General features: G+C 58.4%; 21 protein-coding genes. 1 reads left to right on the top strand and 20 read right to left on the bottom strand.

Features of this window, described 5'->3' with window-relative positions; all coding sequences use genetic code 11:
• Positions 1-88 precede the first annotated feature (88 nt).
• The 20 genes from HMPREF2878_RS11270 to HMPREF2878_RS06000 all read right to left on the bottom strand — a co-directional run bounded on the left by HMPREF2878_RS11270 (position 89) and on the right by HMPREF2878_RS06000 (position 21,782).
• Complete coding sequence (locus HMPREF2878_RS11270; protein ID WP_168165345.1) at positions 89-232, bottom strand: hypothetical protein; 144 nt, start codon at positions 230-232, stop codon at positions 89-91.
• Between the two features lie 543 nt (positions 233-775).
• A complete protein-coding gene (locus tag HMPREF2878_RS06090) occupies positions 776-1,387 on the bottom strand; it encodes an ImmA/IrrE family metallo-endopeptidase (RefSeq protein WP_246821925.1) in 612 nt (203 codons plus the stop codon).
• A 60-nt stretch (positions 1,388-1,447) separates the two neighbouring features.
• Positions 1,448-1,822: a helix-turn-helix domain-containing protein gene (locus HMPREF2878_RS06085; protein WP_069359497.1), complete on the bottom strand. Its 375-nt coding sequence runs from the start codon at positions 1,820-1,822 to the stop codon at positions 1,448-1,450.
• Positions 1,823-1,924: 102 nt separating this feature from the next.
• Positions 1,925-4,912, bottom strand: a complete 2,988-nt coding sequence (locus tag HMPREF2878_RS06080; RefSeq protein ID WP_176719123.1) for a type I restriction endonuclease subunit R — start codon at positions 4,910-4,912, stop codon at positions 1,925-1,927.
• Positions 4,912-6,168, bottom strand: a complete 1,257-nt coding sequence (locus tag HMPREF2878_RS06075; protein ID WP_069359495.1) for a restriction endonuclease subunit S — start codon at positions 6,166-6,168, stop codon at positions 4,912-4,914. The genes HMPREF2878_RS06080 and HMPREF2878_RS06075 overlap by 1 nt, the downstream gene beginning before the upstream one ends.
• Complete coding sequence (locus HMPREF2878_RS06070; RefSeq protein WP_069359494.1) at positions 6,168-8,219, bottom strand: type I restriction-modification system subunit M; 2,052 nt, start codon at positions 8,217-8,219, stop codon at positions 6,168-6,170. The genes HMPREF2878_RS06075 and HMPREF2878_RS06070 overlap by 1 nt, the downstream gene beginning before the upstream one ends.
• Positions 8,209-8,415, bottom strand: a complete 207-nt coding sequence (locus HMPREF2878_RS06065; RefSeq protein ID WP_069359493.1) for a type II toxin-antitoxin system Phd/YefM family antitoxin — start codon at positions 8,413-8,415, stop codon at positions 8,209-8,211. The genes HMPREF2878_RS06070 and HMPREF2878_RS06065 overlap by 11 nt, the downstream gene beginning before the upstream one ends.
• Before the next feature lie 156 nt (positions 8,416-8,571).
• Positions 8,572-9,498: a copper transporter gene (locus tag HMPREF2878_RS06060; protein ID WP_070653010.1), complete on the bottom strand. Its 927-nt coding sequence runs from the start codon at positions 9,496-9,498 to the stop codon at positions 8,572-8,574.
• Between the two features lie 87 nt (positions 9,499-9,585).
• Positions 9,586-10,770: a putative cytokinetic ring protein SteA gene (gene steA, locus HMPREF2878_RS06055; protein WP_070653008.1), complete on the bottom strand. Its 1,185-nt coding sequence runs from the start codon at positions 10,768-10,770 to the stop codon at positions 9,586-9,588.
• Positions 10,771-10,795: 25 nt separating this feature from the next.
• Entirely contained in the window at positions 10,796-12,535 is a 1,740-nt protein-coding gene (gene recN / locus HMPREF2878_RS06050) for a DNA repair protein RecN (RefSeq protein WP_070653006.1), read from the bottom strand.
• 58 nt (positions 12,536-12,593) lie between these two features.
• A complete protein-coding gene (locus tag HMPREF2878_RS06045) occupies positions 12,594-13,556 on the bottom strand; it encodes an NAD kinase (RefSeq protein ID WP_070653004.1) in 963 nt (320 codons plus the stop codon).
• Positions 13,549-14,388 (bottom strand): TlyA family RNA methyltransferase, encoded by an 840-nt coding sequence (locus HMPREF2878_RS06040; protein WP_070601574.1) that lies wholly within the window; start codon positions 14,386-14,388, stop codon positions 13,549-13,551. Before HMPREF2878_RS06040 ends, HMPREF2878_RS06045 begins: the two co-directional genes overlap by 8 nt.
• Positions 14,389-14,393: 5 nt before the next feature.
• Complete coding sequence (locus HMPREF2878_RS06035; RefSeq protein ID WP_070604331.1) at positions 14,394-14,657, bottom strand: hypothetical protein; 264 nt, start codon at positions 14,655-14,657, stop codon at positions 14,394-14,396.
• Between the two features lie 6 nt (positions 14,658-14,663).
• The gene (locus HMPREF2878_RS06030) at positions 14,664-15,704 is read right to left on the bottom strand and encodes an HAD-IIA family hydrolase (protein ID WP_049193446.1); all 1,041 of its coding nucleotides are present in this window, start codon (positions 15,702-15,704) and stop codon (positions 14,664-14,666) included.
• Positions 15,705-15,824: 120 nt separating this feature from the next.
• Entirely contained in the window at positions 15,825-16,943 is a 1,119-nt protein-coding gene (locus HMPREF2878_RS06025; RefSeq protein ID WP_070653003.1) for a tetratricopeptide repeat protein, read from the bottom strand.
• A gap of 112 nt (positions 16,944-17,055) precedes the next feature.
• Complete coding sequence (locus HMPREF2878_RS06020) at positions 17,056-17,952, bottom strand: RNase H family protein (RefSeq protein WP_070437369.1); 897 nt, start codon at positions 17,950-17,952, stop codon at positions 17,056-17,058.
• 44 nt (positions 17,953-17,996) lie between these two features.
• Complete coding sequence (locus HMPREF2878_RS06015) at positions 17,997-18,755, bottom strand: iron ABC transporter ATP-binding protein (RefSeq protein WP_070437367.1); 759 nt, start codon at positions 18,753-18,755, stop codon at positions 17,997-17,999.
• Positions 18,752-19,795: an iron chelate uptake ABC transporter family permease subunit gene (locus tag HMPREF2878_RS06010; protein WP_053087318.1), complete on the bottom strand. Its 1,044-nt coding sequence runs from the start codon at positions 19,793-19,795 to the stop codon at positions 18,752-18,754. The genes HMPREF2878_RS06015 and HMPREF2878_RS06010 overlap by 4 nt, the downstream gene beginning before the upstream one ends.
• Positions 19,788-20,735 (bottom strand): ABC transporter permease, encoded by a 948-nt coding sequence (locus HMPREF2878_RS06005; protein ID WP_049171656.1) that lies wholly within the window; start codon positions 20,733-20,735, stop codon positions 19,788-19,790. The genes HMPREF2878_RS06010 and HMPREF2878_RS06005 overlap by 8 nt, the downstream gene beginning before the upstream one ends.
• 39 nt (positions 20,736-20,774) lie before the next feature.
• Complete coding sequence (locus HMPREF2878_RS06000; RefSeq protein ID WP_070653001.1) at positions 20,775-21,782, bottom strand: siderophore ABC transporter substrate-binding protein; 1,008 nt, start codon at positions 21,780-21,782, stop codon at positions 20,775-20,777.
• Positions 21,783-22,129: 347 nt separating this feature from the next.
• Here HMPREF2878_RS06000 and HMPREF2878_RS05995 point away from each other — a divergent pair, with 347 nt between their 5' ends.
• On the top strand, positions 22,130-23,134 hold the full coding sequence (locus HMPREF2878_RS05995) for a tyrosine-protein phosphatase (RefSeq protein ID WP_083310826.1): 1,005 nt from the start codon (positions 22,130-22,132) through the stop codon (positions 23,132-23,134).
• Positions 23,135-23,286: the final 152 nt, after the last annotated feature.

Genomic DNA, 23,286 nt, shown 5'->3' with positions numbered 1-23,286 from the left:
CCAACGACCAAGGGTGGGTCGACGGCAGTCGGCACTCGCGACGCTCTCCACAGCCAGCGCCGCACGTACACTCCTTTCTGCCCTTGCCTCAATCACCGCGATGGAACCGATGATTTACCGCTTCTTCAGCGCGCCACAGCTCATCGAGGATCTGCTGCGCATCACGGGGTTCGATGTCCTCGACTGGCTTCTGCGGCTGCCGGGCTCGTTCGTGGCGATCGGTCTCGACCATGACGGCTACATCCTCAGGGTTTAAGAAGTAGGTTTCGGTCTCCGCTTTGTTGCCGCCACAGTTGGCTTCGTGCTTGAAATGGATAGTTAGTGAGGGACGCTGATTGTGTGGGCGCTGCCCTGCCTTGCGATTTCGCATTGGCGTTCTTCTGTCGGATTGAGATCCGCAGGAGTCCGCCGAGCCGAAGAAACGACAAGACGGGCAGGTTCACGCGCCTCAAGCTGAGGTGTTGCGTGATCCATGCCCGTCTAGCGGTTCTGCGGATCGAACTTGTGTGATTGGTGTTCAGTTATGTGTTGGTGTGTTTACGCTCCGGTGATGGCCTGTGTTCATGGCATTCGTGGAAATGACCGACCTCGTCAAACCACAACCGCGACCAGCAGCTCTTGTGGACTATCTCGATGTGTTTGCGAATGTGGTCGACTCGGCAAATCGTTTTGCCTGCCACGTTTTTGACTGTTTCCAATGCCCTCCTTTCATTTACTTGTTCGCTAATCTGCGTACATCGTGGGCAAAAGAGCCTCGAGCTCTTCGCTATTGTTCCTATGCGGCGAGCCCGCCGTTTTTGATCCGAACGCTGGTTGCAAACAGCGAAGTCTCAAAGGTATCGGCAAGTTCGTTAATGACAGCCTTCTTCTGCCACTCGGCAAGATCGCACCAGATGCCAGGAACCAGTCGCTGGTAAGCATCCGAGAAAGGGGTTCGCGGCATGAGGAGCGCCGCTCCGAGATAGTTTGTCTGAAACTCTGCGCGGTCAACCGTGCCGGTGCGCACGTTCTCGAAGGTTGCGATAAAGGGTCGATAGCTGCTCTGAGATGAGTATTTCATCAGCGAATCTCGATAGTAGATGTTTTGGTGCAAGATCAGGTGTGCGCATTCGTGGGCGATAGTGAATCGGGCGCGACTCTCCAGAGAATCCCGTAGCGCCTCATGATCGATAACGATTGTCTCCGCTGGGAATACGATGTCAGCTTTGGCCCCACCTTCGCGAACGATCGATTTCTTGAGGTCCTGGAACACCGACATTCCGAGGATACTTCCATCCAAGGCGAGTTCTTGGTAGTCAATATTGGCGTCGAGCTGAAACTCGGCAAAATGCTCAATATCGAGCGGTATTGCTTCGCGCAGGTGAGCGCCATCGTGGTACTTTGGCAAGCAGTCTTTCCGCCTTCGTTTCAAGCTTTTTCTTGCTGAGGTAGGGTGGCTGGATGGTCACTAGTTTGAATCCCCGCCTTCAATAATGTTGATGATGTTCTCCCACTGCCTGTCGCTGAGATCCCGCTCTTTGGCGCGGCGAAGGGCAACGCGAGCAAGATCGGTTTCCATGATGTAGCCGGACAGATCTGCGGAAACTTGGTTCTCGCGAGCCAATGCGGCGAGGTCAAACATTTGCTCGCTCTCAGCCCTGCTCAGCTTCAGAGCAGTTGCAATCCTCTCCAGCTTGCCATCGGGTGCGGCGCTACGGCCTTTCTCAATATCACTGAGATAAGGCGCAGTCACGCCAATCATGTCAGCGAAGCGTCTCATGGTGTACTCATGCTGTTTGCGACGTTCGGCGACGAATCTCCCGAACTCAAATTGGTCGCTCATGTATCTTCCTAGCGTATTCGCTACCATGCGAACACGCGAATCGAGCGGGCTGCAGGAGGTCTTCTTGGGCGCGTCGTGCGGTCCTTCAGGCTGTCCGGGCAGCTACTCCTTGCGGTTGAGACGATCGTGAATCAGGGGCAAGAGCACGCGGTCAATATCTGCTTTAAACTGTGGGTCGGAGAGGTACTTGATTGCAAAATCCTGGTTCTGGTTCATGCGTTCGAGCACGATGTCTTTGATGCGCTCGTCGTAAACGATGGCGAACATGTCCAGCGAGTTGCGGGCACGTGACTGAACCTCAGGGTCGTCAACCATGTCCTCGGTCAGCTGCTCAATGACTTTGTCCATGTGGGTGAACTCGGTGCCCCAACGGTCGTTGAGCTTGGAGAGGATGTTTGACAAAGTTTCCCTCTCGTCCTCGCTGGCCCCACCCGTATCGGGATTGTTCGACAGTTCGCCTTCCTCATCAGCGAGGTCGATCGAACCTTCGTACACCTGCTGGAGACGGTAGTACTGCAAGGCGACCTCGTCCTCAAGGCTCGGCGCGGGGTCACCGTCGATGTGGAGCTTTCGCACCAGGAGCCTGGCGTATGCGGCAAAGCGGTGGAGGCGCTCGTCGTCGTAGCGGATGATATGTGTCAGGAAGTCATAGTTGCGGGTGAACTTGTTCATCCTTGCCCGCACTTCCAGTTTGTCTTCTTCGTCAAGCTCGTTGAACCGGCCTACCGCCGGGTCAAGGTAGGCGTTGAGCTTGCTGAAGTCGAGATTCGTTTGCTTCTTCTGCTCGGTGAAGAACACCTTGGCAAAACCCTCGATTTCCTTGTCTGTCCACAAATGGTATGAGGCAAGGAAGTGGTACAGGTCGTAAACGATGTTGGGGTCGGTTTCTTCCGTGATGCCTGTCGAGATGTAGTAGTCCTGGAAGGATTTTTGAATGTCCTCTGCGGAATTGACGAAGTCGAGCACGAAGGTGTCGGTCTTTCCCGGGTGCATACGGTTGATTCGTGACAGCGTCTGCACGGCTTTCACTCCGTGGAGTTTCTTATCCACGTACATGGTGTGCAGAAGGGGCTGGTCAAAGCCTGTCTGGTATTTCTCGGCAACCAGCAGCAGCTGGTACTCGCCGGCGGCAAACCGCTCGGGTAGCTCCGCTTCTGGGATCTGGTTGAGCTGTTCTTCGGTGTACTCGGCACCCTCGTCTTCGACCGTTCCAGAGAATGCCACGAGCACTCCAAGGTCGGTGTAGCCTTTCTGCGCAATATAGTCGCGGAAGGCGAAGTAGTAGCGTACCGCGTGCAGGCGAGAGCCGGTGACGAGCATTGCCTTGGCGTTCCCGCCGATCTTGTGGGCAACGTTGGTGAGGAAGTGCTCGATGATGATCTCCGCTTTTTGCCGCAGGTTATACGGGTGCAGGCTCAGATACTTGCCCAGGGCCTTGTTCGCCTGTTTGGTGGAGTACTCGGGGTCATCAGCCGTGGTCTTCCCAACCCGGTAATACGTTTGGTACGTGGTGTAGTTCTTCAGCACGTCGAGAATGAAGCCCTCTTCGATGGCCTGACGCATTGAGTACACGTGGTAAGGGCGTGGAGTAGCATCCGGTACCGGAGTGCCGAAAATCTCTAGTGTCTTCTGTTTCGGCGTCGCAGTGAACGCGAAGAACGACAGGTTCTGCTGGCGTCCCTGTGTGCGCAGCTCCTCGGCGATCTGCTCATCAATCTCGAGCTGTTCCGCTTCTACCTGGGCTTCGGCGGCCGCGTAGCGTTCAAGCAGGTCCTCCTCGGACTCCTTGCCAGCAGTGGCGGTGTCTGCGAGCACTTGCTTGAGCTTCTCCGACGCCTCGCCTGTCTGTGACGAGTGAGCCTCATCAACGATTACGGCGAAGCGCTTACCAGTCGTCGCCACATTGCTCACGTCGACAAAGGGGAACTTCTGCAACGTGGAGATAATGATCTTCGCACCATCGGCGAGCGCCTCTGTTAGTTGGCGCGCGTTCTTGTCTACCCTCACCACCACGCCAGCGGTGTGGTCCATCGCGTAAATCGTATCCTGCAGCTGTTTATCCAGCACGCGCCTGTCTGTGATCACAATGATCGAATCAAAGACTGCGCGCTGCTGGTCATCGTGCAGGTTCGACAGGTGGTGGGCGAGCCACGCAATAGTGTTCGACTTGCCTGACCCGGCCGAGTGCTGCACCAGATAGTTCTTTCCTGCACCGTGGATTTTGGCGTCGGCCACGAGCGCACGCACGGCGTCAAGCTGGTGGTAGCGCGGGAAGATCAACTTGTCTTTGCGCCGGTCGCTCTCGTGCGGAATGAACTGGACGAACCGATGGAGAATATCCAGCAGGGAATCCTTCGCCAAGACCTCCTCCCACAGATAGGAAGTCTTGTACTTACCTGGTACTGGCGGATTCCCAGCACCATTTTCAAAGCCACGGTTAAACGGCAAAAACACCGTATCCATCCCTGCCAGCTTGGTAGTCATCCACACCTCGTCAGTATCAACAGCGAAGTGCACCAACGCGCGGCGGTTCAGCCCGAACAATACCTCAGAGGCGGGCCGAGAACGCTTGTACTGGTCAACAGCATCCCTATAGGTCTGGCCGGTGAGCTGATTCTTCAACTCCATCGTCACCACCGGGATACCGTTGACAAACAACACGGTGTCAACGGAGTTGGAATTCTTCGTCGAGTAGTACAGCTGACGGACCACTGTCATTCGGTTCGCCCAGTACTTCTCTGCCAGCAGCTCGTTGAGGTCAGAACCGGGGGCGAAGAAAACGAGCTTGAAGCGCGCACCAAGATCTTCCACTCCGCGACGCAGCACCTCCACGACGCCGCGCTTGTCGAGCTCGCGAGCAACGCGCTTGCAGAACTTCTCCCCAGCCCTCGCGCCATGAATGCGCTCTAGGCGCTCCCACTGCTGAGGTTGGGTCTCGCGCACAAAATCGAGCAGATCCTGCGGGTACAGGCCGAGCTGCTTATCAAAACCGGCCGATGGCCTTGATTCGTAGAGGTCGAACTCGGAAGGGCCGACGTGAGTCAACCAATACTCGATCTCATCTTCAAACCTGCGCTCCGACGTATCCATCACGCCACCTCTCCCACACGTACCTTGCCCGTCACGGCATCATTAATAATTTGCTTGCGATATTTGCCCAAAAGCTCAATTTGCTTACGGATGCCGGACACTGTGGAATCAATCTCCGACATCTTGCCGTCAAGATAGTCGGCAATGAGACGTTGCTCTACGTGCGGAGGAACAGGGATTGGCAAAGAAAGAAACCGTGAGAATGTTATGGTTTTCCGAAGCGAGCGATAAAAAAGCTTCCAGAGCTTGCGATCATCGAACGCGTGAAGCCAGTAACTAACAAACCGTTCGTCCCCGTTTACCACACGAAACACATCATAGGCTCCGGTAATCATCCCCTCGACCGACGAAAGCCCCACCGTACGCGGAGTTTCATCCATATCAAAAAGACACATGACAATATCGCCAGCAATTACTTCTTGATAGTCTTCGAACGAGGCAGGAAACTTTCCTTTTCCAGATTCAACATCCCTAACAGTCACGCCTGGCTTACCCATTGACAGCAGCTGGTATTCACCCCAACGATTACCCACCGGGCGAACCCAACGCCGCATTACTCTTTTTTGAGCTTCTAATGACCAGTGTTCCGGAATTCTGCCAATCCATTCGATGCCGCTGTCCTTCATTGGCACATCCGGATTGAGGCCGCGAGTCACCGTACGCGCAATCAACTCCCGCCGATACCGTTCGAGCAACTCAACCTGGCGCACAAGCTTCTCCACAAGCGCGTCAATCTCAGAGGTTTTTGATTCTATGAATTTGGCTATGATGCGCTGTTCTTCAATTGCCGGGTGTGGCAACGGAAAGTTCAGAAACGTTTGTGCAGGAAGCCTCCAACGTCCCATGTTGGAGACACCCTGGCCATACTTGTAATACACGCGACGTGTGTAGAGGCTCTGGAATACGTACGAATAGAACGGGCCGTGAACGCAACTAGGTTCAATTGGGGCAAAGACACGATAATCAGGGCTGGTAAGCCCGTCGTATTGCGATTGGTCTACCCAACCAGTCAGAAGGTCCATTGAGTTCATGGCAAAGTCGCCAACGAATACCTCTTGGTATCCGTCATAGGTCCCAGCCATCTGGCCTTCGTTTTCAGATATATTCTTCGGTCGGATTCCCTGCTGAGTGATGGATAGAATAGTCTGCTCTTTATGGGGAACCTGTCGTTTCAAAATCCTGAACAATTGTTTGGTTTTGACCGCATCCCATTCTGCGGGCAGATCGCCGATCCATTCGTCGAGTTGGCCTTGCATCACTTCACCTGCTCGCTGAACAGTTTCGCGATGTCCGTTTGGACGCTGGCGGAGAGAGCTTGAATCTCGGTGAGGGTTTCGACAGGGTCGCCGAGCTCTTCATACTTGTAGAAGTAACGAGTAAACGGGATCTCGTATCCGATCTTGGTTTTGTCGTGGTCTATCCATGCGTCGGGGGCATAGGGGATCACTTCGCGCTGGAAGTATGCCTCGATATCCTCTCGGAGCAGGATCTGCTCGGTATCGCGCATGTCCGGGTCTGGCTCAGGGTTACCTTTCGCATCGACGCAGATGTCCGCGGAGGGGTTCTTTGTGCCAAGCTCGGCAACAATCTTGCGTAGCAGTGCGATGCCGATTTTCTCACCGCGTTCTTTGATGCCTTTACGGAGGAGGTCAGTGAACTCGTCCCGGTTGAGGTACATGTGCTCAGCATCGAGGGACTCAAGGGTGGCGATGATCGCTGCCTGTACTCGCTTGCCTGCCTCGATTTCTTCGGTGCGTGCTGGCTCGGTTCGTTTTCTCGATGTGGCTAGGTCAGTAAAAGGCTTGGCGTCCTTGAGTGCTTCGAGCGTCTCCGGGGTGGCTTGGAAACTCAACCGTAGTGGACGCTCCACGACAACTTCTTGGTAAGCAAAGTCCTCGGTGTCAAAGATCTTCGACACCTCAGTTTCCCGAAAGCCTCCATAGATGCGAGTGATATCGGCGATGTGCTCGGGCGTGAGTTCCTTGCGCTTTTCACCCAGGGGTTTGCGCATTCGCTGAAAGTAACTGGTCGCGTCGATCAGTTGCACCTTGTGCTTGCGGCGACGTTCCTTCTTATTTGAAAGAACCCAGATGTAGGTGAGGATGCCGGTGTTGTAGAACATCTGATCGGGTAGCGCGATGATCGCTTCCAACCAGTCATTTTCAAGGATCCAGCGGCGGATCTCAGATTCGCCCTGCCCGGCTCTGCCTGTGAAGAGGGGCGAGCCATTGAATACGATGCCAATCCGTGTGCCAGGAGCATTCACGAAGTCCTGTGGATCGTAGGGCTTCATCTTCGAGATCATGTGCTGCAAGAAAAGAAACGAGCCGTCTGAAACACGAGGCGTTCCAGCGCCGAAGCGACCCTGGTACCCCTTTCGTTCAGCTTCTTCATGAATCGGGCCAGCGTACTTCTTCCAATTCACACCAAAAGGTGGATTGCACAGCATGTAGTCAAAGCGGAGGCCCGCCGTCTGGTCATTGGTCAGCGAGTTACCAAAGTAGATGCGTTCCTGGCGTTCGCCCTTGATCATGATGTCCGACTTCGCCACCGCATACGTCTGCGGGTTGAGCTCTTGTCCGTAAACCTCGAGGCGGGCAGTGTCATTCAGATCCTCAACATGCTGCGCAGCGATCGAGAGCATTCCACCGGTGCCGACCCCGGGGTCATACAGCGACGCCATAGCACCGTCTGCACAAAGCCGGTTAATGTCTTCTTCTGGATTGAAGAGAAGATTGACCATCAAGCTAATGACTTCGCGCGGGGTAAAGTGTTCACCAGCGGTTTCATTCGACAGTTCGGAGAACCGGCGGATGAGCTCTTCGAAGATGTAGCCCATCTGGTCGTTACTGACTACGTCAGGATGAAGGTTAACCTTTGAGGACGTGAACTCGCTGAGCACCTGATAGAGCAGGCCTGCTTTGTCGAGGCGTTCGATGACGTTGTAGAAGCTGTACGCCTCCATCACTTCACGCGCGGCAGGCGCGAACGCTTGCACGTAGTAACTCAAGTTCTGCTCAAGATTGTCCGGGTCATCTAACAAGGTCTTGAGCGTGAAGTTCGACGTATTCCACAACGGGTAGCCCGTAGCCTTGGCGTACTGCAGCTCCTTGATCTTGCTTGGAACTGAGGTTGCCTTGATGTTCAGGACTGCTTGCTTCGTATCCACGAGAACGGAATCGAGGCGGGTCAGCACAGTGAAAGGTAACACGACATCGCCGTACTCGTGTTCCTTATAGTCGCCACGCAGAATCTCGGCGATGTTCCAAATCAAAGCAACGTGGCTCGTAAGTCTGTCAGTGCTCACTCGGGTCAATTCCTTCACTCATCAGTCGCTCGTAGCGTTCGTTCGAGATCACCACGGCAATCGGTTTTCCGTAGCGCAGAACGTAAGCAGGCTCGTCCTTGTCGGCCACCTCCTTAATCAGGCGCGATGCCTGACCACGCGAAAGATCACCGATGTTAATGTGACGCATCGGAACCTTGCGCTTCTTGATCGCCATGAGTCTCCCTGTCGTTCATACGAGCCGATTTTAGTGTCCCACACAAGCTGGGTTCATGGACGGAAAACGCGGCATCTTTACATGTAAATTCCCACAAATAGTTACATGTAAATATGAACGGGAATGTTTATAAGATAACCGCGGCTATTTCTCCGGTTATCGGGTGAGCATCTTTCTTCCTCCAAGAGCCCCAACAACCCCAACCTGCCCCGCAGCGTCAGACACAGCGTCCACACGTTTCACAGCAGGGTCGGCGCCCCAGCGGTCATCAGGCAGAGCACTGACACCTTCGCGGCCAAAGCCATCGGTCCCCACCACTACGTGACCAGCCACGTCATCACCGGCACCAAACCCCTCAGCCAGCGCCACCGCCAGATCCGCAACCAAGCCAGCGCCAAACTCCGAGTCCTCGCCCTTATCAATCGCAGCGCGCGAGACAGTGCCGTGATTACCAACAATCACAATGCCAGCGGCCGGACGCAGAGTCCCTTCGTCATACTCGACAAAACCGCCGCCCTTCAGAGCCTCCAACAGTAGCTTTCGGTCCGCAGCAGAAGCCCGCTCTCCCCCATCTTTATCCAGCTCCAACACCGGAGCCAATGCCTGGCCAGCCTGGCGACCCGGCTCGCGGCGCTCCGGGTCCAGCTGCACATCGGCCGGCAGCGAGGTAGCAACCGTGTCCTTCAACTCATCCGCACCAGCGGAAGAGAGGAACTTATCGGTCAGTTTCAGCACGCCCGCATCGGGAGCGCCAGCAGCGCGCAGGGTCTCGGAAACCCGTGCAAGCTGCTCATCCGTGGCATCCGGCGTGGCGACAACAAGGACCGGTACATCCTTCAAAGAGTCCTTGACAATCTCCCCGACGATGGGCTCGATTATGCGATTGGCTTCATCGGCACGTGCTTGCTGTGCATCGGCACGTGCGACAGCCTCATCGCGCTCAGAGGCGGCACCGGTACCGAAATCAATGCCAGCACCAGCGGGGTTCAGCACATAAGAACCCAGCGCAGCACCTGCCGCAACACCGAGGGCAGCACCTGTCACACCGGCTGTAAACTTCCCGCTCCTGCGCTTCTTCGCCATCGCCTGTCCCTTTTCCTTTCGCCGACGCCTCAACCGGCTCTGACAGCCGAAACTTTAGGCGCTCATAGTGCTCGAATACCGCTAAAACTACTTAAACAGCCCCTGGAACCACAGTGCAATGGAGTTCCAAGTATCAATCAGATTCTCGCTGACAGAACCATCACCGGAGGTACCAGCGATAGCGAAGATCACCGCGACGGCCACAAAGATAGCCAGGATTGCCCAGGCCACACCGAAACCACGGCTATTGACTTGGTAGAGGTCGGCGACCATGCGACCGTCGACAAGCTTCTCCCCGACCTTCAAACGCGACAGCAACGCCGACGGCACACCACTTTGGTTCTCAGCGTGGTAGATGCTGTCGATGTTCTGCGGGGCGCCGACGGAGACGACCATGTCGGCCTCGTGATGCGCGGCGAATACCAGCGCCAGGTCAGTGGCGGAATCGGACAGCGCCGGGAAGGTCATGGCACCAATGCCGAGGTCCTGGATGCGCTCCAGGCCCACCGCGTGACCGTCCGGGTCGGCAGGCAGAATCACGCAACCAGCGGACCGCAGTGCCTCGGAGTTGATGTTCTCCGGATCGCCGATGATGTAGTCCGGCTCGTACTTCAGGTCGAAGAGCGTGTCGGCGCCTGCATCGACGCCAATCAGCAGCGGTTCGTACTCGCGGATGAAATTCTTCAGATCTTCCAGTGTCTTGCGGTGTCCCTCACCGGGGCTGACCACAACGACCTTGCGGCCGTGCAGTGGCTCTGTCTCGTCCGGAATGCCCAAGCCATCGATGTAGAGCGGAGACTCGGTCTTGGCGAACTCCACCAAGTTGCCGGAGAGCGCCTCCAGGCGGTCGACCATACTGGTGCGCCCCTCATCGAAGGCGCGCTCGAGCTCGTCCTGGTCGACCTCGTCGCCCTGCCCAATCAGGCGGTCACCGTGGTAGAGCTTGCCGTCGTCAAGCCTGCCGTTCTTGCCGTCCTTGAGCTTCTCAAAGACCTCGTCGCCGACGTTCTGCACCATCGCAATGTCGGCGTCGCGCATCATCTGCGGGCCGTAATTCGGCACAAAACCCGTGGTAAACGCGCCGGTGTTCACCACTGCGGCGACCTTGGCATCAATCAACTGCTGTGCCAGTGGACGCGAGATATCCGGCGCATCGATCACCACGATGTCACCTTCGCCCATGCGCTTCAGCGCACGATCCAGGCGGGAACCATCCCGCACAGTCCCCGAAATGCCAGGAAGATCTTTTTCGTTCCGAGAGAACAGACTCATGGCACTTAGTGAAACATAAGTGCAGCTACTTGGCCGCGAAGGCGCGCCGAGCTTGATCCAGAAGATCTTGCGCGTGCGCACGTCCGGAGTCCGAATCGTCCAAGCCCGCCATCATCCGCGCGAGCTCGTCAATCCGCTCCTCGTCGCCCAGGCTCGTCACCTTCGACGACACCGCACCCGAACGCGCATCCTTGCTGACCACCAAGTGGGTATCCGCAAACGCCGCCACCTGAGGCAAGTGCGTGACGACGATCACCTGGTTGTTCACCGCCAACTGCTTCAGGCGCTTGCCAATTTCCACAGCCGCGCGCCCACCAACACCGGCATCGACCTCATCGAAAACCATTGTGTGCCCGGCCTGTCCTTCGGCGAGGACAACTTCCAATGCCAGCATGATGCGAGAGAGCTCACCGCCGGATGCGGATGAGGCCAGCGGGCGTGGCTCGGCACCTTCGTGGGCTCGGAGCTTGAACTCGATGTTGTCCACGCCAGCGGGGCCAAAGGTGTCGGCCTTCGTGATCTCCACTACCAGCGAGGTGTGCGGCATGGACAGGCCCTTGAGTTCCTTGGTCACGGACTCTTCCAGGTGCTTCGCGGCCTTTGCGCGGGCCCTGGAGAGCTTCCGCGCGGTGGTGCCGAGCTTCTTCTCCGCGGTTTTGATCTCCGCGGTGAGCTTGTCCAGCGCTTCGCCGGAGACATCCAGCGTGGCGAGCTTGCGCTCTGCCTTGTCCCGCCAAGCCAGGACACCGGCGATGTCCGGGGCGTACTTACGGGTGAGATTCTTGATCTCCACCTGGCGCTGCATGAGCTTGTCCAGGGACTCGGTTTCCTCCGGCAGGCCGGAGAGAAACGCACCGAGACCAGCAGAGATCTCGGAGAGCTGGCTGGTCAGCTCATTGAGCTGGTTGGAAAACTCGGTGAGTTCCTCGTCATCTGCGGCGGCGAGCTCGTTTGCTGCGGCACCGAGGAGTTCAGCGGCACCGGAGTCCTCGGTGGCAGCATCCATACCGGTAGTGCTCACGGCAGCGGCACCGTCAATGGCGGCAAGCGCCACGGCCGCCGCGTCGCGGAGACCGTCCAGGTCCTGCATGCGGCGGATCTGGGAGGCGAGGTCCTGGTCCTCATCCGGCTCGGGTGAGACTGCGTCGATTTCTTCGATCGCGAAGCTGAGCTGGTCGGCACGCATGGCCAGCTCACGGCGCTTGGAGGTCTTCTCTTCCAGTTCTTTGGCCAGGGAGCGCCAGTGTGCGCGCTGCTGACGGTAAGTTTCCAGCGTTGGCGCGATGGTGTCGGCATCCATGCGGTCGATGGCCGCGCGCTGCTCATCGGCGCTTTGCAAGCGCAGCTGATCGTTCTGGCCATGAATGGCGATGAGGCGCGTGGAGACATCCGCCAGTGCCGCAGCCGACGCACCGCGACCGCCAACCCACGCCCGGGAGCGCCCCTTCGCGGAGACCTGACGAGCAAGCAGGTACTCGTCATTCTCATCGCGTTCGCCGCCGAGTTCAGAAACCACAGCATCGATGGTCGCTGACTCTTCCTCCGAGAGGTGCTCGGTGGACACGCGACCTTCCACCAACGCCTTGTCTGCGCCGGTGCGCACGCGGCCGGCGTCGGCACGCGCGCCACAGAGCAACTTGAGACTGGTGACCACCATGGTCTTACCCGCACCGGTTTCACCTGTCAGTACGGTCAGGCCTGGGCTGAATTCAAGCGTCGCGTCCGGGATAACGCCGAGGTCGCGGATGGAAATCTCAGTCAGCATGGCGCCTGCAATCAGTCCTTCCCTTGAAGTGTGGGGTCTCGTTTGCCGTGTTTAGGGGCTATTGGGCTTCGGCGGGGCCGCGCCACCCGGACGTCGGCAAGCGGAACTTGTGCACCAGACGATCGGCGAACGGCTGATCGTCCAGACGCACCCAGCGCACCGGTTGCGCGCCGCGCTCGATTTCGATGCGGCTGCCCGGCGGCATGGTGATGTTGCGGAAGCCGTCGAGCCCCGCGACCGCCTCGGCGGTGTCGTGGTTGGTCTCAATGGCAATGGTCGAATGCGGGGAGATCACCAGCGGGCGAGAGAACAACGCGTGGGCGTTGTTGGGCACGACCAGCATGGCGTCGAGCTCTGGCCAGAGTACGGGGCCTCCTGCGGAAAAGGCGTACGCGGTGGAGCCGGTCGGCGTGGAAATCAGTACACCATCGCAGCCGTAGGAACTCACCGGACGGCCATCGACTTCCAAGATGACATCCAGCACGCCACGGCGGTTGACGTTTTCGATACTGACTTCGTTCAGCGCCCAGCCAGAGCCAATGACGCGGCCGGTGGTGTCACGGACGGTGGCGCGGATGGTCATGCGGTCTTCGATGCGCCAGGAACGCTTGATGACGCGGCTAATCGCCTCGGTCATGGACTCCTGCTCCCACTCAGCGAGGAAGCCCACGTGCCCCATGTTGATGCCGAGCACCGGCAGGTCAGCCGAGTGCGCAATGTCTGCGGCACGCAGAAAGGTGCCGTCGCCGCCGAGGACGAGGACGAGTTCGCATCCCGACGCCGCCTGCGGAGAATGCCAGTAGCGCGGGTACTTGCCGAGCGTTGGGTGCGCGGCCAGCGCCTCCGGGTTCTTACCGGCCAGCACGCGGATGTCGATACCCGCGGCCTCAAGCAGCTCGGCCGCCTCGGCGGCCATTTCCAGGTTGGCGCTACGGCCGGTGTGCGGAACCAGCAGAATCTCGCGCTTGCCGGCGCTGGTCTTGGGCTTGCTTTCCCGTGAGTGAGTCTTCGCGCTAGTCATTGTGCGGCCCCTCCTCAACAGCCTTGGCGATGGCCGCAGCCATAGCCTCATCACCAATATCGCTGGCGCCGCCGTCTTTCACCAGCCACAGGAAGAACTCCACGTTGCCGCTCGGACCCGGCAGCGGGCTGGCCACGGCTGCGCGGAAGGACAGCCCCAGAGTGCGGGCGTACTCGGCGACTTCCTGGACAACTTCCTGACGCAGTGCATCGCTGCGCACGACTCCACCGGAGCCAAGGCGCTCCTTACCCACCTCGAACTGCGGCTTGACCATCGGCAGCAGGTCAGCGCCCTCGTCGAGGCAGGAGACAATCGCTGGCAGCACCAGCTTCAAAGAAATAAAGGACAGGTCGCCGACCATGACATCGGCTGTGCCGCCGAGAATCTCGGGGGTCAGCGTGCGGACATTAGTTCGGTCGAGCACAACCACCCGCGGGTCATCCTGCAAGCGCCAAATCAGCTGACCGTAGCCGACATCGACGGCGTAGACGGTGTCGACATCGCGGCGCAGGCACACATCGGTGAAACCCCCCGTGGAGGCACCGGCATCCAGCACTTTCCGGCCCTTCAAGTCCAGCCCTTGCGGTTCGAAAGCTTCCAGCGCGCCGAGCAGCTTGTGTGCTCCGCGCGACGCCCAGTTCTCGTCTTCTTCCAGACCACTGACGCGAATGGACACGTCCCCTGTCACCGCAGTCGCCGGCTTAGAGGCGACAAAACCACCGACCTCTACTCGGCCGGCTTTAATCATGTCCACTGCCGCTTCACGGGAGCGAGCAATCTTCCTTCGCACCAACTCCGCATCGAGCCTGCGCTTAGGAGCTTTCTTTGCCACCGCGTTCACTTTCCTTCCCTGCGTGACGAGCCCAGGGCCTCATACAAAATCTCATGCGCCCGCTCAAACTGCGCGACTCTCTCCTGCGGCGTCGGGGCAGGTGCTGACAGTGCGGCCGCCACCTGCTCGCGGACGTCCTCCGGAGTTACCTCACGCGCGCCGGGCATCGCCGCCGGGCTAGGCGCAGGGCTCGGTACAGATGCAGGGCCGGGTTTCGGCCCCGGCACAGGACCAGCGCCCTGCCCCGGCTTCGGTGCAACCTCACTCATCGGCTATCACTTCCGCCAGGCAGCCAGCGCCGCCTCAGCAGCCGGGCCCTCCGCGCGGACCTGCGCGACCTCGACTGCGCCAGCACGACCAGCCTCAGAGTTCCACACCACATCTACGACCGTCAGCAGAGCCGCCACCGCGGCCTCCGCCGGGTTCACCAACCGAAGATCTTCCATGTCACCGCCAGAAAGAACGATGACACCGGCCTCCGCGTCGTCGTAACGCGCGGTGAAACCAGCCTGCGGAGCCGGACGTGCCTGATCCAGCTCACGATTCAGCGCAGTCATGTCAGCACCGATGAGCGTCGGGCGGTGCTCAGGCGGCGCCGCAACGACATCCATATGCGTGGAAACGCCTGTGACCACCATAAACGTGTCCATCTTTGCCGCATTTCCGCCCGCGATGTCGGTGTCGAGGCGATCCCCAATCGCCAGCGGATTCTTCGCGCCCACACGCTCCGCCGCCTTAATAAACATCGGCGGCTTCGGCTTACCCGCCGACAGCGGCGCCACGCCCGTGGTCGTAGAAATCGCCGCAGCGACCGAACCATTACCAACCAGGAAACCGCGCTCCGACGGCAGCGTCGTATCCAAATTCGACACCAGGAAGCGCGCACCTCGCGACACCGCCAGCGCCGCCTCCGACATCTGCTTCCACGTCATCTCACGGTTGAGCCCCTGGAACACCGCCGCAGGGTTGTCATCAGCGGAATCCACGAGGTTGTACCCCGCCTCACGAGCCAACTGCTTAAACGACTCCGCACCCAACACAAAAACGTTCGAGCCCGGCTCAATGACCTCCGCCGCCATCTCAATGGCCGCCTGCGCCGACGTCATCACATCGTCCGCGTGAACGTCATAGCCCAGCCCATTGAGCTGATCCGCCACCGTCTGCGGCGCGCGCGAGGCATTGTTGGTAATAAACACCATCGGCAGCGCCGCCTCAGTCAGCCCCTCCAGCGCGTTCGGAATCGCCGCGCCACCCTCGTAAATCGTGCCATCCAGATCCAGCAGAGCGGCATCATAGGAAGAAGCGACAGAAGCCATGGGGGTTCATTTCTCCTTTTACGAAATAGGAACGCTTTACGACGAATTGTAGATGCGCAGCCCGATTGCGCCAGCGGTGCGTTAGCGGTGGCTGATGTTGCGAGCCGGCAGCTGGGCTGATTACTTGCTCAGCTCTTCGATGCGCTCACGAGCATCGAGCATCTGGTCCACATCGATCTTGGCGCAGCGGGTAAACCACACCTTGGCATCATCTTTACGACCGGCCTCCACCAGCGCATCAGCGTAGGCGTAGAACAGACGAGCTGCTTCGAAGTCCTCGCGGTCCGGGTTCAGATCCTGGGTCTCCAGCTCAACCAGAGCCTCATCGATCTGGCCCATATCTCGGCGAGCACCGGCGGCGACGATAGCCAGCTCAGTCTTGGACTCGTTGTCCAGCTGCTTGGCTTCCTCGGAGCGAGCCAGCTCGATGGCCTTCTCTGGGCGGCCGAGGCCGCGCTCACAGTCCGCCATGACCGCGAGCATGCCCGGGCCACCGGAGATGCGGCGAGCCGCACGCAGCTCCGCCAAAGCTTCCTTCCACTCACCTGCGTGGTAAGCGGCAACACCAGCGGTCTCACGAACGACACCGACGCGACCAGCGCGGTCCTTCGCTGCGCGGGCGTGCTCCAGGGCACGCTGCGGGTCTTCAGCCATCAGGATTGCGGACATAATCATGTGACGAGCAACCTTGTCGGCGTTGTCCTTAGCCAGGCTCTTCAGATCCTGGCGCACGCTCGGGTCGAGCTCGTCTGCGCGAATGTCATCTGGCAGCTTCGGCTCGTTCTTACGGGCCTCAATGCGCTCCTCGCGGAAGCCTGGGCGCTGCGGACCGGTGCGGTGCGTACGCTTCTCATCCTGGAAGCGGCCACCACGGTTGGAGCGACGTGGCTTGCCACCACGACGGTCGAAGTTGCGACCTCCCTGGCCACCGCGCCCGCCCGGGCCGCGACGATCATTGCGGTCACCACGGTCGTTCCGGTCAAAGCTGCGCTCGCCACGATCGTTGCGCTCATTACGATCATTGCGGTCGTAACCGCGGCCACCGCGACCACCACGGTCATCGCGGTTGTAACCACGACCGCCACGGCCTCGACCACCTGGGCCACCACCCTGTCCACGACGATCGTTGCGGTTGCGCCCGTTAAAGCCGCCCTCGCCACGACCATGGGAACGGTTAGACCCGCGGTTTCCGCGATTTCCTCGGCCTTCGCCGGAACGAGGACCTTCGTGCTCAGCCATGAAGTCGGAGCTCCTTATAAGTAATGAGTAAAAGAATTTATGTGTTTTCAGGCTACCAGTAACCCCGGATTGCCTGGTGGTCTACCTAAAAGACCAAACTTTCATACTACCGCTAAGACCTGCCCACATTCCAGCCCAGCAAACGTGCGGAACCTGTGGCCTTCCCCACTGCTTGGGACAAATCCCAGACAGCCAGGCCAACCCAGTCGTCAGTGGTGAACTGCGCGGTGGCGGTGGTTCCCTCGATGCGGAGCTCATGTTCGGCATCCGAAAGCCCGTCTGGCACGGCGAGGTTGGCGCCCAGGGCGTCGTTAAGCAATGCCTTGAGTGCGCGGGCATTACCCTGCTCAGCGCGATGTGCGGCGCGGCGGAAAATGGTGAGCGCTTCCTTGGCGGCGTCCTCGGGTGTCACGGTGGTGTCGACGGCGAGGTCAAAGAGGCCTTCCTGCTCGAAGGTTGCGGCCTTGGGCGTCTTGGGCTCGGAACTAGGCGCGGCGGGCGCGGTTTTTGTCGGCGCCGCATTCGTCTGCGCGCGACTACCCGCGCCAGCGAACCCTGGCCCCTCGGGTACGGCGGTGCCCTTCTGATACGCAGTGGCGGCGGCGCGGGCGCGCTGATCAGCGGCCTCGTTCATGTCGTGGCCGGAGTGCCCCTTAACCCACTCGAGGTGAATATTACGGCCGACGAGCAGCTGGTCGATGTCCTGCAAAATGTCGACGTTGAGGACAGGTTTACCGTCGCGCTTCTTCCAGCCCTTGCGCTTCCATCCCGGCATCCACTTAGTGACGGAGTTAATCACATACTGCGAATCACACAGTACGAAAAGCGGCTCGTCGGGAATGTGCGCGGTGGCGCGGAGCAGCTCGGCAAGAGCGGTGAGCTCGCCGCGGTTATTGGTTCCCTCTTTCCATCCGCCGGCGGCCCAGCAGCTGTCGTCGATATACCAGCACCACCCGGCAGGTCCGGGGTTGTGCAGAGCGGAACCGTCAACGGCAGCAGTAATAGTCATGAGGCTAGATTGTATCGGCTGCGTGGGACCGGCCAGGAATTGCCTTAAGAGCCGTAGCAGGCGACCGGTCCGTGCGGACCCTCGACGATGTCAATCTGGGTATTGAAGATTGGGCTCAGAACCTCCGAACGCATCAGCTCTGCGGTTGGGCCGTGCTCGACAATCTGGCCATCCTTGACCGCACAGATGTAATCGGCGTAGCGAGCCGCGAAATTGATGTCATGCAACACCACCACCATGGTGCGCCCCAACTCGCGCACTGCAGTGCGCAGGTACGACATGATGTCGACCGAATGAGAAATATCCAGGTTGTTCAACGGCTCGTCGAGAAGCACGTAATCCGTCTCCTGGCAGAGCACCATTGCGACATACGCGCGCTGACGCTGCCCACCGGAGAGCTCGTCGAGGTAGCGGCCCTGGAGCGCCTCAAGATTGAGGAACTCGATGTACTGGGAGATGATGCGCTCGTCCTCAGCGGTCAGGCGCCCCTGGCTGTACGGGAAGCGGCCGAAACTGACCAGCTGGCGCACGGTGAGACGCGTGACGAAGTGGTTGTCCTGGCGCAGAATCGACAGCACCTTCGCCAGATCCTTCGACTTGGTCTTGCCCACGTTGTATGGACCGACGTTGATGTCACCGGAATCGACGGCAAGGAGGCGGCCAATCATAGTCAAGAGCGTGGACTTGCCCGCGCCGTTCGGACCGATTAGAGCCGTGATCGCGTTGGTTGGAATTTCCAGGTCAACGGGGCCAATTGACACCTCGCTGGTATAGCTCTTGCTTACACTGTCGAGGAGAATCATAGCCGTCCCTTCTTCAAAACGACATAGAGGAAGATCGAACCGCCAACCAGCTCGATGATGATGGACACCACGCCCTGGGCATAGAAAACGTGATTAAGGATGAAATACGCACTGGCCAGCGTGACGTAGCCGATTAGCGCCGCCATCGGCAGCACAAAACGATGGTCATAGGTATCCGCAGCCTGGTACGCAATGGTCGCGACCAGGAAGCCGAGGAATGTCATCGGGCCGACCATAGCCGTCGATACTGCCATCAGCACGGACACCGCAACCAGCACGGTGATGGACCGAACCTGGTAATTCACGCCCAGATTCGTCGCGACTTCACGCCCCAACGACATGACATTGAGGGCCCGCGAATGCAGCGCAATCACCACGATTGCCGCGATCACCAGCGGGATCGCCACCGGGAAAAACTCCGGGTCCGCGTTGTTGACAGAGCCGAACAGCCGCGCCGTCAGCAGGTCAAAATCCGAAGGCGTCAGCATGCGCTGCATAAATGTCGATACCGAGCCCAGCCCGCCACCGATAACAATGCCCACCAGCAGCATGCTGTGCATATCCGCGCCCTGCCCAGTCAACAGCCACGCATACAGCACCAGCGACAGCCCCACCATCAGCACGAGCTGCAGCACAAACGCCCCAACCGAGCCGGCATTCATCAGACCCGTCGCCCCGAAGAAGTACACCGCAGCGGTACTGATAGCCACGTACAGCGCTTCAAACCCCATAATCGACGGCGTAATAATTCGGTTATTCGCAATCGACTGGAACGCCACTGTCGCGACGGCATGGCAGCAGGCAACCACGATCATGGCAATTACGGCATCAAGACGCCGGCGCGCAATCAGCCAAAAACCATCCGTACCGAACGGCAACGGGTTGTCCCACGCAAGCAGGCCCGCCGTAAACAACACCGCCAGGCCCGCCAGCGCAGCAATGATAATCCAGTACCTGCGCGCCGCGGCGGCCGTGCTAAACGACGTCGTTTGCGGCCCGGCCTGGTCGGCCACCGTGTGAGTTGAACTGAGATTAAGCACGACGCCGCTCCACAATCAGATAGACGAAGATGGCAGCACCCAGGATGCCGAGAATCACCGATACCGGAATCTCGAACGGGGCGATAATGACGCGGCCAATCAGGTCCGCAATCGTCACAATGGCAATGCCCACCAGGCATACCCAGGGAAGATTGGAGCGCAGATCATCGCCACGGAACATGGAGACGATATTCGGGACGATGAGCCCCAGGAATGGGAGGTTGCCCACCACGACGGTGACCAAACCTGTTGCGATTGCAATCAGCCCCGTTCCCAGGAACACGATTCGCTTGTAGTTCAGACCGACGTTGGTGGCAATGTCCTCACCAAGCCCCGCAACCGTTAACCGATCGCTGAATACGAAGACGATTGCAACCACGATGACGACCAGCCACAGGAATTCGTACTGCCCTTTATAAATGGCAGTAAAAGAGCCTGCGAACCACACGCCTAGCGACTGCAGCATGTCCGTCTGTAACGCAAAGAAAGTCGAAATCGAACTGACTACCGCACCCAACATGATGCCCACGATGGGCACAACCAGACTTGACTTCAAAGCGACACGGCGCAAGAACAGGAAGAACACTGCCGTGCCGATGAAAGCGAAGATGATTGCCCCGCCCATCCGGCCAAGCATCGAGGCCGAAGGAAAGAAATACATCACGAAAATCAGGCCGAGACCAGCCCACTCCGTGGTTCCCGTGGTGGTGGGTTCGACAAACTTGTTGCGCGTAAGTAGCTGCATGACCAAGCCACACATCGCCATCGCGGCACCCGAGAGCACCAGTGCAATGGTGCGCGGAATACGCGTAGTGGCGAACATCTCCCAGCCGTCGTCGGCGCCCAGGATGTCGTATTGGCCTACAAACAGCGACATAGCCACCAGGACTGCCACAAAGGCAATCCCGATGGCTAGCCGGGAATCCAGTAACTTCTGCATAGAGTTGGTGAGGTACTCCTGTGACTGGTCAGGGAACTATTAGGCCTGCTCGAAGGCGTCGGCAAGCCCGTTCAGAATCTCCGTGTACGTGATGATGGACTCGTTGGTGTAAGTGTCCTCTGGGGCGTAGTAGATCTTGCCCTCCTTGACTGCCTTCACGTTCTTCAGCGGAGCGGCTTCCTCGACCACAGACTGTGCCGAACGGTACTCATCGGTACCGCGGACAGAGGTGCCAGCATCGCGGTCAAGCACCATGATGAAGTCCGGGTTTGCCTCAGCGATGGACTCGGCGGAAATCTCATCACCCTGGTGGTCATCGCTGGCCTTGTCGACCTCCAGCGCCGGCTTCATGCCAATCAGGTCGAACAGCGGGCCGAAGGTACGACCAACAGTCGGAGCAATGTAACCGAGGGTGCCGCCCGACGAGTTCAGCGCCATGACCTTCACGTCCGGGTTGTAAGCCTTGCGAGCGCGCTCCAGAGCCTTGTCAAAGTCTGCGATGAGCTGATCGGCTTCCTTCTCCTTACCGAAGATGGTGCCCAGGCCCTTAGCGTGGCGCTTGAGCTCCTCGTCCAGCGGCTTGCCCTCGCGCGGCTCAAACTCCACAATCGCGGAGTTCGGAGCGAGCTTCTTCAGGTCATCGTAGTACTTGCCGAAACGCTGACCGTTCACAATCAGGTCCGGGTCAGCAGCAGCAACAATTTCGAGATTCGGCTCGCGGTGATTGCCGATGTCCTGAACGTCAGGATTGTCCTTGTAGTCGGAAACCGTGAACGGGATAATCGGTTTAGGAGCTGCAGCCAGCTTAATACCCCACTGATCGAGCATCTCGAAGGAACGGTTATCCGTGGCCACAACAGAGTCAATCTCGGCAGGTACGGTCTGCTCACCATGATTATCAGTAACGGTAATAGTAGACTCGTTGCCTGCAGCTGCAGACTTATCCTCGTTACCGGCATCAGTAGAACAAGCACCAAGAACAAGTCCAAGGCTCGCAACAGATGCAACTACGATATTGCGAATACGGCCGGAGTTAGAACGCGCCACTTAAAGGCATCCCTTCGGTCACAGTAGGATTGTTAAACAAACGCCACTTAGACGCCGTTACCCAATCACTTACTTAGGTAATCATTACCTGTGAAACATTAGCTTAGGGTTCCCTATTTAACAAGTAAATACGTTATGAAATTACGCAATATTTAGGGCATATTTCGAACTTGGCTTAGCGTTGGCTAATTTGCACTGGTAGCGGGCATTTTCCGAGTAGTGCAGCCAGGTACCCCCGTTACGTTCTTACCGCGTTCCAAAGGACCTTATTGCGCCGGCGGGGCTATGCGAGAAAGAGCTTTTCTTATAAGTTGCCGAAAACCTGAAGCACACTAACCTCATTACCCGTGAATACAACTAACCTGGGCCGCGCGAACCATCGCGCTCAAGCCGCTGGCCTAACCGCGGTCCTACTTCTACCACTCGGCACTATGACCCCAGCGCCCGCATCGGCCAGCCCTGACACCTCGCTGTTTAATGCAGTCACAACAGGGATTAGTGCGACCGAGACACAGGCCGCCGGACAGTCTGCTACCACCACGGCGCCTACCAGATCTCAAACCCCTATCGAGTCCGGCTCACTCTCCTCACTCAGCAACTTCCGCGATGTAGCGGGAAGTAGCGCCAACCCAATCATGACCGAGGACGGTCGCCGTATCCGCCAAGGCCTCGCATACAGGTCAAATGCTTTACGAGAGCCAAGCGACGAAGATCTTGCCCGCATGATTGAGGCAGGTGTGACACACGTCGTGGATTTGCGAAACATTAAAGAGCGCAACGAATCCCCAGACGTCTTGCCCGACGGCGTGACTTACCAAGTAGCGGACATCATCGGTGTTCGCAATGGCTTGGGCTTTGTGAAGAATCCTGTCGTAACTACTGGCGAGCAGCTCTACGGCCACGCGCCCGAGTTCTACGAAGCGGCGGGAGACAGCATCAAAGCGCGTGATGCAGAGATTTTCGACGATGAAGTGAAATACTTCGGCCAACTGCTCGGCTATGAATTGATGATTACCGGAGAAGCACCGCGAACCGCTTGGAAGGATCTTCTCCAAGCACTCGCATATGAAGACGGCGCCGTCGTTTTCCACTGCAGTGCTGGCAAAGACCGAACCGGCCTCGGTGCCGCGTTCCTCTTGGCCATCTTGGGAGTTAGTTACGAAGCAATCGAGCAGGATTTCCTTGCCAGCAACGCTTACCTCAATCGTGAAGACGCGGTAGACAAAAAGTGGCTCAAGATGTCGTGGGACGCTATCGAAGAGAACTACGGTACTTTCGACAACTTCGTCCGACAAGGCATCGGGCTTTCCGACGCCGACATCAACCAATTGCGCCAGAAGTATCTGGTATAGCGCCACGCCTTACCACAACAACCGTCGTTGAATGTTGTTTACTCGTGGGTAACAAAAAGTGGGCCGCAGCACCCAACCCCACACGGGAACTGGCTACCACGACCCACAAACAAGATTATTATGCCGGCGGCGACCTACTCTCCCACACCCTC

Origin of the sequence: Corynebacterium sp. HMSC065H09 (assembly GCF_001812845.1) — a bacterium.
GTDB lineage: Bacteria > Actinomycetota > Actinomycetes > Mycobacteriales > Mycobacteriaceae > Corynebacterium > Corynebacterium jeikeium_D.
Note: the sequence above shows the minus strand (reverse complement) of the source record. Positions and strands in the feature narration are given on the sequence as shown.